12 protein-coding genes are annotated in these 12,485 nt (G+C 72.6%); 1 reads left to right on the forward strand and 11 read right to left on the reverse strand.

What is annotated here, in order from left to right; genetic code table 11:
• Positions 1-83 precede the first annotated feature (83 nt).
• The 8 genes from ACGFZS_RS28415 to ACGFZS_RS28450 all read right to left on the reverse strand — a co-directional run bounded on the left by ACGFZS_RS28415 (position 84) and on the right by ACGFZS_RS28450 (position 8,611).
• Positions 84-1,163: a PAC2 family protein gene (locus tag ACGFZS_RS28415; RefSeq protein ID WP_393797501.1), complete on the reverse strand. Its 1,080-nt coding sequence runs from the start codon at positions 1,161-1,163 to the stop codon at positions 84-86.
• Positions 1,164-1,335: 172 nt separating this feature from the next.
• Positions 1,336-2,007, reverse strand: a complete 672-nt coding sequence (locus ACGFZS_RS28420; protein ID WP_355716670.1) for a FadR/GntR family transcriptional regulator — start codon at positions 2,005-2,007, stop codon at positions 1,336-1,338.
• 77 nt (positions 2,008-2,084) lie between these two features.
• Positions 2,085-3,380: an amidohydrolase gene (locus tag ACGFZS_RS28425; RefSeq protein ID WP_393797502.1), complete on the reverse strand. Its 1,296-nt coding sequence runs from the start codon at positions 3,378-3,380 to the stop codon at positions 2,085-2,087.
• Positions 3,377-4,129, reverse strand: a complete 753-nt coding sequence (locus ACGFZS_RS28430; protein WP_393797503.1) for a nucleoside phosphorylase — start codon at positions 4,127-4,129, stop codon at positions 3,377-3,379. The genes ACGFZS_RS28425 and ACGFZS_RS28430 overlap by 4 nt, the downstream gene beginning before the upstream one ends.
• Entirely contained in the window at positions 4,126-4,992 is an 867-nt protein-coding gene (locus tag ACGFZS_RS28435) for an ABC transporter permease (RefSeq protein WP_393797504.1), read from the reverse strand. The genes ACGFZS_RS28430 and ACGFZS_RS28435 overlap by 4 nt, the downstream gene beginning before the upstream one ends.
• Positions 4,992-6,050: an ABC transporter permease gene (locus ACGFZS_RS28440; RefSeq protein WP_393797505.1), complete on the reverse strand. Its 1,059-nt coding sequence runs from the start codon at positions 6,048-6,050 to the stop codon at positions 4,992-4,994. The genes ACGFZS_RS28435 and ACGFZS_RS28440 overlap by 1 nt, the downstream gene beginning before the upstream one ends.
• A gap of 1 nt (position 6,051) precedes the next feature.
• Complete coding sequence (locus tag ACGFZS_RS28445; protein ID WP_393797506.1) at positions 6,052-7,578, reverse strand: ABC transporter ATP-binding protein; 1,527 nt, start codon at positions 7,576-7,578, stop codon at positions 6,052-6,054.
• Positions 7,559-8,611, reverse strand: a complete 1,053-nt coding sequence (locus ACGFZS_RS28450) for a BMP family ABC transporter substrate-binding protein (protein ID WP_393797507.1) — start codon at positions 8,609-8,611, stop codon at positions 7,559-7,561. Before ACGFZS_RS28450 ends, ACGFZS_RS28445 begins: the two co-directional genes overlap by 20 nt.
• A 329-nt stretch (positions 8,612-8,940) precedes the next feature.
• Between ACGFZS_RS28450 and mtnA the strand changes: the two genes are divergently transcribed.
• On the forward strand, positions 8,941-9,972 hold the full coding sequence (gene mtnA, locus ACGFZS_RS28455; protein ID WP_393797508.1) for an S-methyl-5-thioribose-1-phosphate isomerase: 1,032 nt from the start codon (positions 8,941-8,943) through the stop codon (positions 9,970-9,972).
• A 71-nt stretch (positions 9,973-10,043) separates the two neighbouring features.
• Here the strand turns inward: mtnA and mtnB are convergent, their stop codons facing one another.
• The 3 genes from mtnB to ACGFZS_RS28470 are packed head-to-tail and all read right to left on the reverse strand — an operon-like array spanning position 10,044 to position 11,964.
• A complete protein-coding gene (gene mtnB / locus ACGFZS_RS28460; protein WP_393797509.1) occupies positions 10,044-10,652 on the reverse strand; it encodes a methylthioribulose 1-phosphate dehydratase in 609 nt (202 codons plus the stop codon).
• Entirely contained in the window at positions 10,649-11,368 is a 720-nt protein-coding gene (mtnC, locus tag ACGFZS_RS28465) for an acireductone synthase (protein ID WP_393797510.1), read from the reverse strand. Before mtnC ends, mtnB begins: the two co-directional genes overlap by 4 nt.
• A complete protein-coding gene (locus ACGFZS_RS28470; RefSeq protein WP_393797511.1) occupies positions 11,365-11,964 on the reverse strand; it encodes an acireductone dioxygenase in 600 nt (199 codons plus the stop codon). The genes mtnC and ACGFZS_RS28470 overlap by 4 nt, the downstream gene beginning before the upstream one ends.
• Positions 11,965-12,485 lie beyond the last annotated feature (521 nt).

The following is a 12,485-nucleotide window of genomic DNA, read 5'->3' on the forward strand; positions in this document are numbered from 1 at the left end:
GGCGCCTGAGCCACGCCACGACGAAGGGGCGGTACGCACCACGCGTACCGCCCCTGTTCAGTCCTCGGATTCCGTCCCCGGATTCAGTCCTCGGAGGTGTCCTCGCCGTCCGTACCGCCGGAGCCACCGGCTTCGCCGGAATCCCCCGAGTCTCCCGAGTCCCCCGAGTCGCCGGAATCCCCGGCGTTCCCCGCGGCTCCGGGCGTGTCGGGCTTCGGTGGGCGGGGTGGCCGGGTCCGGCCGCTGGGGCTGTCCCGCAGGTAGGACGCGCTGTCGCTGCCGTCCGCCGTGGCGTGGCCGCCGGGCGGACTGCCGGGTGCGCCGCCGTCCCGCCGTCGCAGATAGCGCTCGAACTCACGGGCGATCGCCTCGCCCGACGCCTCCGGCAGCTCGGCGGTGTCCCGGGCCTCCTCCAGCGTCTGCACGTACTCGGCGACCTCGCTGTCCTCGGCGGCCAGCTGGTCCACGCCGACCTGCCAGGCGCGCGCGTCCTCGGGCAGCTCGCCCAGCGGGATCCGCAGGTCGAGCAGGTCCTCCAGGCGGTTGAGCAGGGCCAGGGTGGCCTTGGGGTTGGGCGGCTGGGAGACGTAGTGCGGGACCGCCGCCCAGAGCGAGACCGCCGGGACGCCCGCGTGCGTGCACGCCTCCTGGAGGACGCCGACGATGCCCGTCGGGCCCTCGTACTTGGTCTCCTCCAGGTCCATCCGCTGGGCCAGGTCCGCATCGGAGGTCACCCCGCTGACCGGCACCGGACGTGTGTGCGGGGTGTCACCGAGCAGCGCGCCCAGGACGACCACCAGCTCCACGCCCAGCTCATGGGCGAACCCGAGCAGCTCGTTGCAGAACGAGCGCCAGCGCATGGACGGCTCGATGCCTCTGACCAGCACCAGGTCCCGCGGCTTCTCGCCGCCGACCCGGACCACCGAGAGCCGTGTCGTCGGCCAGGTGATCTTGCGCACGCCCGCGTCCATCCACACCGTGGGGCGGTTCACCTGGAAGTCGTAGTAGTCCTCGGCGTCGAGCGCCGCGAACACCTCGCCCTTCCACTCCCGCTCCAGATGCGCGACCGCGGTGGAAGCGGCGTCGCCGGCGTCGTTCCAGCCTTCGAACGCGGCCACCATGACTGGGTCGATCAGCTCTGGAACCCCCTCCAGCTCGATCACCCAGTGCCTCCTTCCGACGTGCCCTCGCGTACGCCCCAACCTTACGGCGTCGGGCGGGGGCGCCCGCAGCCCCCTTGCACGGGGGAGTGAACGGATCACTGCCCCGTTCGCCGCCCTCGAACACCCCGGGATTCAGGAAGCCGGAAAGCGCTTCACCGGACTTCACCGGGGTTCACAGACTGCTGCGCAGCCACTGCTCCACGCTCGCGATGTGCACGGTCGCCCAGGAGCGGGCCGCCTCCGCGTCCCGGTCGCGCAGCGCGGCCAGGATCGCCCGGTGCTCGCGCAGGGTCCGGGCGACCGCGTCCTCCTGGGTCAGGCCGCGCCAGATCCGGGCCCGGGTGGTCGGCCCGGAGAGGCCGTCGAGGAGCGAACACAGCACCGAGTTCCCGGAGCTCTGCACGATGCCCCGGTGGAACTCCAGGTCGCAGGCGACCAGTTCCTCCACCGAGGGCGCGCCGCCGAGCGCGTCCAGCTGGGCGGCGAGCGCGTCCAGTTGCTGCTCGCTGATCCGGGAGGCCGCCATCGCGGTCGCGGCCGGCTCCAGGATCCGGCGCACCGCGAGGAACTCCAGGACGGTGTCGTCCCGGTGGAAGTCGACGACGAAGCTCATCGCCTCCAGGAGCAACTGCGGGTCCAGGCTGGTCACATACGTGCCGTCGCCCTGCCGTACGTCCAGGATCCGGATCAGCGACAGGGCCCGCACCGCCTCCCGGAGCGAGTTGCGGGACAGGCCGAGTTCGGAGGCGAGTTCGCTCTCCTTGGGCAACCGGTCACCGGGGCGCAGCGCACCGGAGACGATCATGTCCTTGATCTTCTCGATCGCCTCATCGGTGACTGCCATACCGGCCTCCCTGTCGCCCAGACATCCGATGTCTCAGCCCCATTATGCGACCTGGTCAGGCCGTGCCCGGAACGTTCTCACAGTGCCGCCGCCAAGTCGTCCAGCACGGCCCGCTCGTCCAGCGTGAGCAGCTCACGGCCGCGCATCAGCACCCGCCCGTCGACCACGGTGTCCCGCACGTCCGCCGAGTGCGCCGCGTACGCCAGTGTCGACCACGGGTCGTGCAGGGGCCGCAGATGCGGCGCGCCGAGATCGACCACGATCAGATCGGCCCGCTTGCCGACCTCGAGCGACCCCAGCTGATCGCCGAGGCCGAGCGCCCGCGCCCCCTCGATCGTCGCCATCCGCACGGCCTGCTCGGCACCGACCGCCGTGGGGTCGCCGCCCGCCTTGTGCACCAGCGCCGCCTGCCGCACCGCTCCCAGCACGTCGAGCGAGTTGGAGCTGACCGCCCCGTCGGTGCCGAGCCCCACGGTGACCCCGGCGCCCAGCAGCCGGGGCACCGGCGCGATCCCGCAGCCCAGCTTCAGGTTCGACACCGGGCAGTGGGCGACCGCCGTCCCGGTGCGGGCGATGGCCGCGATCTCCGGCCCGGTCAGGTCGACGGCGTGCGCGAGCAGCACGTCCGGGCCCAGCAGCCCCAGCGAGTCCAGCAGTTCCACCGGCCGCTTGCCGTACTTGACCTCGACGGTGGCCACCTCGGTGCCGTTCTCGGCCGCGTGGATGTGCACCAGCGCCCCGAACTCCCGGGCCAGTGCGAACACTTCGGTCAGCTGGGCGGGGGAGAGGGTGTAGGCGGAGTGCGCGAACACCACCGGCCGGTGCCCGGGCCGGGCGTCCCCGCGCGCCTCCAGGTCGCGTCGCGCCCAGGCGAGCCGCTCCTCGTGGGCGAGGCCGTCGGGCGGCTCGGGCACGTCCATGAAGGTGGGCCCGGTGTGCAGCCGCCAGCCCGCCTCGCGGGCCGCCGTCTCGGCCGCCTCGTGGAACCAGTACATGTCCAGCGCCGAGGTGACCCCGGCCCGTACGCTCTCGGCGACCGCCAGCCGTACGGCCGCCGCCACGTTCTTCGGCGCCAGCAGCCGGGCCTCCCACGTCAGCACCCGCTCCAGGAAGCCCTGGAGGGTGACGTCGTCGGCCCGGCCGCGCAGCAGGGTCATGGCGAGGTGGGTGTGCGCGTTGACCAGTCCGGGCAGCACCAGACAGCCCTCGGCGTCGATCGTCTCGTGGGCCGGGTACCGCTCGGCGAGCTCCCCGGCCGCCCCCACGGCCACGATCCTCCCCTCGTGCACGGCGACCGCCCCGTCCCGTACGACGGTCGAACCCTCGTCCACGGTGAGGACGTCCCCGCCCCGCACCAACAGGTCGACACTCACGCCGGGTTCTCCTCCGCCAGCAGCCGCAGCGCCTCAAGCGACACCAGCGCACCGCGCTCGACGCCGGCCGCGACGACCTCGCGGTGCGGGTCGTAGCCGCCGGTCGCCGCCTCGTCGACCAGCTCGTCGGCGTTGGCCCCGTCGACGACCAGCACCCCGCCCGCGACCAGACCGCGCAGCGAGGCCGTCACCAGCAGCGCGGACAACTCCATCTCGATCGCCGCAAGACCGGCCCCCTGGTAGGAGAACAGCGGCAGCAGTCCCGGCTGGAAGGCCGCCCGCGTCCACACCACGCCCCGGTGGTGCGGGGCGCCCGCCGCGCGCGCCGCCCTCTGCAGCGCGAACACCGCCTCGGGGGCGGAGTACGCCGGATACTCCGGCGGCAGCAACTGCTGCGTCACCCCGTCGTCCCGCACCGCCGCCTCCGCGATGACCAGGTCGCCGTCGTCGATCCCCGGCTTCATCGCCCCGGCCGTACCGAACCGCACAAAGGTCCGCACCCCCGCGTCGGCCAGCTCTTGGAACAGCAGGATCGCCCCCGGCGCGCCCACCCCGTGCGAGGCGACGGCCACCGGCAGTCCCTTCCAGCTCCCGCTGAACACGCGGTACTCGCGGTGGTACGACACCTCCTCCGCGCCGTCGAGCAGCGCGGCCACCGCCGCCGCCCGCGCCGGGTCCCCGACCACGATCGCGTGCGCCGGCAGCCCCGTGCGCGGTATTCGGGTGATGGGCAGCTGGTCCTGCGTCATACGGCAGCTCCGGAAGAGGGGGTACGGCGACGGCGGCGGGCCGTCGAGAGGAAGAGGGCGCCGAGCGTGACGACGTACGGCGCGGCGTCGGTCGCCTGCTGCGGCAGCCCGACTCCCTGGAGGCGGAAGCCGGCCGCCTCGGCGAGCCCGAACAGCAGCGCGGCGGCCAGCACCCCGAGCGGCGCGGCCCGCCCGAGCAGCACGGCGACGACGGCGATCCAGCCGCGTCCCGCCGTCATGTTCTCGGAGAACAGGGTGACGTTGCCCAGCGCGAGTTGGGCTCCCGCGAGCCCGCACAGCACACCCGAGGCCAGCACCGCGCCGTACTGGTACTTCACCGGGCTCACCCCGAGCGAGGCCGCCGCCCGGGGCGCCTCGCCGACCCCGCGCAGCCGCAGCCCCCACACATGCCGGGAGAGCAGCACCGCGGCCACGGCCACCGCCGCGAACGCCAGATAGGCGAGCGGCGTGAGGCCCCCGACGAGCGGCAGCCCGGCGAGGGACGGGTCGTCGAAGGTGCCCTGCACGCCGAAGACGGTACGCAGCAGGAAACTCGTCAGGCCCACCGCCAGCAGGTTCATCGCGATGCCGAGGACCACCGCGTCGCCCTTCAGGGTCACCGCCCCCACGGCCAGGATCAGCGAGTAGGCGGCCGCGGCGAGGGCGGCGGCCAGCACGCCCAGCCAGGCGCTGCCGGTGAACCAGCTGGTCGCCACCGAGGTGAAGCAGCCGAGCAGCATCATGCCTTCGAGACCGATGTTGAACACGCCGGCCCGCTCGCACAGGGCGCCGCCCAGCGCGGCCAGCAGGATCGGGGTGAGTGCGCGCAGCGCCGACATCAGGAGATCGGAGTCGAGGAACATCACGCGGCCTCCCGCTTCTGGAAAAGCCGCAACAGACGGCCGGGGAACCGGAGTCGGGCCGCCAGGAACACGATCACGATCGCCTGCAGCACCTGTGTCAGCTCACGCGGCACCTCGGTGGTCCGCTCCATCGCGAGGCCGCCGACCTGGAGGACGGCGAAGAAGAACGCGGCGACCACCGTGCCGAACGGGGCCGCGGCGGCGAGCAGCGCGGCCGTCAGACCCGTCCAGGTGTAGCCGGGCGCGGTCAGCGACCCGTCCACGAAACGGTACGGGAAGCTCAACACCCCGATGGCGCCCACGAGTCCGGACAGCGCACCCGACACCGCCATCAGCCGCAGCGTCAGACCACGGCGTTCGACACCCGCGTACGCGGCGAACCGGGCGTTGAGACCGGTCATCCGGATCTCGTAGCCGAAGGCCGTGCGCCGGTCGGTGAACCAGTACGCGGCGGCGGCCGCCAGCACCAGCAGCAGCCCGACGGTCACCGTCGAGTCGCCGAACGCGGGCAGCGCCACGCCGTCGTCGAGCGCCCGGGTCTGGGGCAGGCTGGAGCCGGGCTCCTTCAGCGGGTAGCGGGCCAGATAGGAGGCCAGCGACACCGCCGGGTAGCTCAGCAGCAGACTGCTGACCAGCAGCGGAACGCCCAGGTGGTTCTCGCAGAGGGCGGCCAGGGCCGCGTAGCCGGCGCCGGCCGCCATGCCCGCGAGCAGCGCCAGTACGACGGCGAGCGGGGCCGGCCCCGGCACGTACAGGCCGGTCACGGCGGCCGTGATGCCGCCGAGCACCAGCTGCCCGTCGCCGCCCAGGTTGATCAGCCCGGCCCGCAGCGGGATCGCCAGTGCCAGCGCCATGCCGAGCACGCTGGTGCCGGTGGACAGCGTGGAGCCGATGCCGTCGGCGCCGAGCGCGCCGGTGAGGACGGCGCCGTACGCGGTGACCGGGTCGGCGCCGGTGCCGAGCAGGAAGAGGGCGCCGATGACCACTCCGGCCAGCACCGAGAAGGTGACGGGGGACCGCACGGCCCCCGATATCCGTTCGTACACAGGGGAGTTCATGTCAGTCCGCGGCCTCCGCCGGCTCCCGGCCGCCCGCCATGGCAAGCCCCAGGGAGCGCTCGTCGGCCTCGTGTTTCGGGTACGACGCCGTGATCCGGCCCTCGTACATGACCAGCACCCGGTCCGCGAGCCCGCGGATCTCGCTCAGTTCGGCGGAGATCAGCAGGATGGCGTGGCCTGCGTCGCGACTGGCGATCAGCTGGTCGTGGATGTTCTGGACGGCGCCGATGTCGACCCCGCGCGTCGGCTGCTCGACGAGCAGCAGCGGGGCCTCGTGGGCGAGTTCGCGGCCGATCAGCAGCTTCTGCAGATTGCCGCCGGAGAGCGCGGACGCGGGCACCTCCGGGCTCGCCGCCTTGATGCCGAACCGCTCGATCAGCCGGCCCGCGTGGGCGCGGACGGCGGACGGCGGCAGCAGACCCCGGGCGGACAGGCTCGTACGGTGGTGGCCCATCGCGAGGTTGTCGGCGACCGAGGCGGCCGGGGCCGTACCGACCGCGTGCCGGTCCTCGGGGACGTAGGCGAGCCCCTTGGCCCGGCGTTCGGCGGCCGAGGCGCGGGTGATGTCCGCGCCGCCGAGGGTGACCGTGCCGCCGGTGGCGGGCCGCAGCCCGGCCAGCGCCTGGACCAGCTCGCTCTGCCCGTTGCCCGCGACGCCCGCGATGCCGACGATCTCCCCGGCCCGGACGGTGAGACCGACGTCCCGTACGCCGTCGGTGGCCAGGCCCCGCACGTCGAGGACGACCTCACCGGGCGTGCCCGGCGGATGGACCCGGTCCAGCTCCACCGCGCGGCCGGTCATCGCGGCGGCGATCTCGTCGGCGGAGGTCTCGGCGGTGACCAGCCGGGCGACCACCCGGCCGTCCCGCAGCACGGTCACCCGGTCGCTGCCCTCCAGCACCTCGCGCAGCTTGTGCGTGACAAGGATCACCGAACGGCCCTCGGCGGCCAGCGACTTCAGCACCGCGAACAGCGCGTCCGCCTCGGCCGGCGTGAGAACGGCCGTCGGCTCGTCGAGGATCAGCGTTCGGGCGCCCCGGTGCAGCAGCTTGAGGATCTCCACCCGCTGCCGCAGCCCGACCGGCAGGTCGCCGACCCGGGCGTCCGGATCGACGGCGAGCCCGTGCTCGGCGGCGAGTTCAGCCACCCGGCGGCGGGCGGCGGCCCGGTCCACCAGGCCGAAGCGGCGCGGCTCGGCGGCGTAGACGACGTTCTCGGCGACCGTCAGCGAGTCGAACAGCTGGAAACTCTGGTGGACCATGCCCAGTCCGGCGGCCATGGCACCGGACGGCCCGGCGAAGTCCACCGCTCGACCGTCGACCCGGACCGTCCCGGCATCCGGACGCTCCATCCCGTAGAGGACCGCCATCAGCGTGGACTTGCCCGCGCCGTTCTCGCCCATCAGCGCGTGGATCTCGCCCCGGTGGACGGTGAGGTCGACGGAGTCGTTGGCGAGCGTGCCGGGGAACCGCTTGGTGATTCCCCGGAGTTCGACGGCGACCTCGGGGTCAGCCTGCGGCGGGGTCATCGACCGTCAGCTTCCCGGCGACGATCTGGTCGCGCAGCGCCTTCACCTCGGCGAGCACGTCCTTGTGCTGGGCGATCACGCACTTCGACGAGTCGACCCCGGCCTCCAGACCGGTGAGGCTGATGCCGCCCTCCTTCAGGCCGTACGACACGGTGGTGCCGGCCTTGCCGCCGAGGACCGCGTCGATGCCCTTCTCGACGGCGACGTCCGTGCGCTTGATCACGTTGTCGACGACCGTGCCGGGGGACGAGGGGCACTGGTTGACGTCGACGCCGTACGCGAAGGCGCCCTTGGCCTTGGCCGCCTCGAAGACGCCGTAGTTGCCGGCCGCGGCCGCCGCCATGATCTGGTCGGTGCCCTTGGCGAGCAGCGAGTTCGCCTGCTCCTTGGCGCGCGCCGAGTCGTCGAACGGCGACTGGCCGCCGACGAAGCGGGTGGACGTCTGCGTCTTGGCCTCCACCTTCTGGGCGCCGGCCGCGAACGGGTCGCTGTAGCGCCGGAACTGGGGCGTGTCGAGCACGTCGACCGCGCCGACCTTCCCGGACTCGCTGAGCAGCCCCGCCTCGGCGCCCGCGAGATAGACGCCCTCGTGCTCCCGGAAGACCGCGCAACTCACGTTCGTGAACGTCTTGGTCGTGCAGGCGTCGATCATCAGGAACTGCTGCTTCGGGTGGGCCTTGGCCTGCTGGGCGACCAGGTCGGCGAACTCGAAGCCGACGAGCACGATCACGTCCGGCGCCGCGGCCACGGCGGCCTGCACGTTCTGCTGCTGCGAGGCGGTGTCGGTGGACTCGTACACCTTCTGCGAGCCGCTGTGCGCCTTCGCCGCGTCCTTGATGCCGGTGACCGCGAGCTTCAGGAACTCGTTCTGGCCGACGGCGTCCGGGGTGACCAGCGTGAACGACGTCCCGGATGCGCCCGAGGCGCTGTCCGCGGTGTCGCTCTTGGCCGCCGCGTTGCAGGCGGTGGCGGCGGTGGCCAGGAGCGCGGTGGCGGCGGCGAGTTGCAGGGAGCGGCGGTGTCTGCGGCGCATGGGGACCCTCCGGGGACCTTCCGGGTACGGCGAGACGCGCTCCGCCGTTGGAGCGCGCGAGGTGAGGTGGTGAAGAGGACGCTGAGGGGGGAGAGTCAGCGTCGACAGCCGTCGCCGGCGCAGCGACCGAAGTCGAGGAAGCGGCGTTTGGTGAGCGGCACGGTTCCTCCTTCGTCGTCTCGCCCTGCGGGATGCGGGTGTCGTCCTGTGGAATGCAGGTGCTGGACTGTAACACCCGTTTCCGGCCACCCGTTCTACCGTCTCGAACTGTGGTTCTTCGAGGTCATGTACGGTGTCGGACACCATCGGAACATCAGGAGTGTCCCGTTATGTCCCAGGAACTGCGCGCCGTCGAGTGGACCGGAACCGGTCTCGCGCTCATCGACCAGACCCTGCTTCCGCAGCGCACGGAGACCCTCCCTGTCCACGATGTGGACGCTCTGGTGGATGCCATCCAACGGCTCGTGGTGCGGGGCGCCCCCGCGATCGGCGCGGCCGGCGGCTACGGTGTCGCGCTCGCGCTGCTCCAGGGCGAGCGCGAGGGCTGGACCGAGGCGGAGGTCCGCGCGGCCGTCGCCCGCGTCCGCGAGGCGCGCCCCACCGCCGTCAACCTGATGGTCTGCGTGGACCGGGTGATGACCCGGTTCGCCGAGGGGCTCGACGCGGTCCTCGCGGAGGCCGCGGCGATCCAGCGCGAGGACGTCGAGGCGAACCGCGCGATGGGCGTGCACGGCGCCGAGTGGCTGCTGAAGAAGGCCGGCGCGGACCGCCCGCTGCGCATCCTCACCCACTGCAACACCGGCGCGCTGGCGACGGCGGGTTGGGGCACGGCGCTCGGCGTCATCCGCGAACTGCACTCCCGCGGCAGCGTGGAGGTCGTGTACGCCGACGAGACGCGCCCCCTCCTCCAGGGATCCCGGCTCACCGCCTGGGAGTTGGTGCAGGAGGGCATACCGCACTACGTCCAGGCCGACGGGGCCGCCGCCGGCACCATCCTGCGCGGCGAGATAGACGCGGCGATCGTCGGCGCCGACCGCATCGCGGCCAACGGCGACACCGCCAACAAGGTCGGCACCGTGGGCGTCGCCCTCGCCTGCGCCGACGCGGGCATCCCGTTCCTCGTCGCCGCCCCCACCACCACGGTCGACCTCGCCACCGCCACCGGCGCCGACATCCACATCGAACTCCGCTCGGAGACCGAGGTGCTGGAGTGGGCCGGCCACCGCACGGCCCCCGCGGAGTCCCGCGGCCACAACCCCGCCTTCGACGTCACCCCCGGCCGCCTGATCACCGGCCTGGTCACCGAGCGGGGCGTCCTGGAGATCTCGGCGGGCGAACTGCCGGGGGACAGGCTGCGATAGACGCCCGAGGGGCGCCCGACGACGACGAGGGGCCGGCGGAATGTCCGCCGGCCCCCGACTCGTGGCCTCGGCTACTTGGCCGTGAGCTCCAACTCCAGCAGCCACTCCACGACTTCGGTGTGGTGGCGGGCCTGGCGGGGGGTCTCGCCCCAGACGTAGAGGCCGTGGCCGGCCACGACCACGGCCGGCATCCGCGGGTTACGGGCGGCTTCCAGGCGGTCGCCGAGTTCCCTCATGTCCTGGCTGTTGGCGATGACCGGCAGGGTCACCTCGACGTCGTGGGCGGGCTGGCCGACGCCCTTGAGCATCTCCAGGTCCCTGAAGACGATGCCGCCCGGGTGGCGGTGGCCCATGGCGACGGAGGCCACCGTGTGGACGTGCACCACCGCGCCCGCCCCGGTCAGGGCCGCCACGCGCGCGTGCAGTTCGGCCTCCGCGGACGGCTTCCCGCCCCGTACGGCGGCCCCCGCCCCGTCGACCAGCACCACGTCCGCGGGCGTCAGTTCGCCCTTGTCGTGGCCGCTCGCGGTGACCGCGAGGCGCAGCGGGTCGCGGGACAGGACGACCGACAGGTTGCCGGACGTGCCCCGCATCCAGCCGAAGTCGGCGAACCGGGCGGACTCGGCGGCGAGCACCGCCCCCGCCTCCTCCAGGTCGCGGGCGGTGATGTCGGCGCTCACGTGGTGCTCCTCGAAACGGTGATCTCGTCGAACGTCCCCGCCTGCGCGTGGTCGCCGACGCCTTGCTCGTAGTGCGGCTCGCCGGGGCGTCGGATCCCCACGGCGTGCCATCCGGCCGCCCGGGCCGCGTCCAGCTCGCCGGGCCGGTCGGAGAGGAAGAGGAGCCGGCCCGGGGCGATCCCGGCCGACTCGGCGATCCGGCGGTACGACTCCGCCTCCTGCTTGGGCCCCGCGTTCTCCGTGTCGTACAGCCCGGACAGCAGGGGCAGCAGATCGCCCCGAGGGGTGGCCGAGAACCACGCCCGCTGGGCCGCCACCGAGCCGGACGAGTAGACGTACAGGCGCGCTCCGGCCGCGTGCCAGGCGCGCAGCGCCGGGACGACGTCGTCGTAGAAGTGCGAGACCAGGTCGCCGCGGGCGAAGCCCTCCGCCCAGATGAGACCCTGAAGGGTCTTCAGGGGTGTGACCTTGCGGTCCTCGTCCAGCCACGCGTTGAGGGTCTTCTCGACGGCCGTCGCGTCGGCCTCCGGATCGCCCGTCAGCTCCCGTACCTGGGCCACCGCCCGCGCCACGTCCGGATCACCGCTCCGCTCGGAGAGCAGCGCTCCGAAACGCGAGCGCGAGTACGGGTACAGCACGTCCACCACGAACCCCGTGGCGCTCGTGGTGCCCTCGATGTCGAGCACCACGGCGTCCACGTCATAGTGGTATGTCACACCGCACCCTTGTCGGCCGCGTACCCCGCCGCGATCGTGTCGTAGTCCGGGAACCGCCCCGCGATGGACGACCCCGTGAAGTTGCCGATCCAGCCGTCCTCCTCGTGGAAGAACCGGATCGCGGTGAACGACGGCCTCGTGCCCATGTCGAACCAGTGCGTGGTGCCGCGCGGCACGCCCAGCAGGTCGCCCTTCTCGCAGTAGACGGCGTGCACCTCACCGTTCACGTGCAGATAGAAGATGCCGGAGCCGGAGACGAAGAACCGGACCTCGTCATCGTCGTCGTGCGTGTGCTCCTGGAGGAACTTCTCGCGCGCGGCCTTCGCCTTCACCGGGTACTCGGGGTCGTCACCGGGGTGCAGCCCGAGGACGTCGACGGTGGTGAAGCCCTCCTCGGCGTTGAGCTTGTCGATCTCGGGGCCGTACGCCGCGAACACGGTCTCGCTGTCCGCGTCGGAGGGGACGTCCGCACGGACCGGCCACTGCTCGTAGCGCACGCCCAGCGGCTTGAGCGCCTCGGTGATCTCGGCGGGGTCCGAGGTACGGCGCACCACGGTGTCGGGGCCGGACTCGGCCCAGGTAGTCAGCAGCGTCATGGCGGCAACTCCAGGGAAGAGGGAGGGATGTCCGGATACCGAGACGGTAGCGGACGGAAGGGAGAGAGTGGGTGGACGGCTCGCGGGGCAGTGGTCAGGCGCGACACAGCGCGCGGGTACAGCGGTGCATGCGGGGCATGCGCTGCGCTGTTACGCGTGCGGTCGTCATCAGGGCCTCACTGGGGCGGGGCGGGTGCCGGTCCCGTGATGGTAACGCCACCCACCGGGACGACCAGGTGTGACGTAGTCGTTGTCCCACATGTCGAGAAAACGCTTCCCCATCATTTGACGGGTGGCTGAAACCGTTCTCATGATCTGCGTATGAAGACGCTGCTGCTCGTGCGGCGGCTGTACGTGGACCTGCTCCGGTCGACCACGGCCAGCTGTCGCTGACCTCATCCGGAGCCCCGACGCGCCCTGTTGCGGCGCGTGCCCGCCCTCTCCGTGTGGCCGGCGTCCGCCCTGCCCAGCTCCGGTTCAAGCACCCTCCTTCCCGCTTTGCGCCACCCCTTGCACCTGGA

Source organism: Streptomyces sp. NPDC048288, assembly GCF_043201555.1.
In the GTDB taxonomy this organism is placed as follows: Bacteria; Actinomycetota; Actinomycetes; order Streptomycetales; family Streptomycetaceae; genus Streptomyces.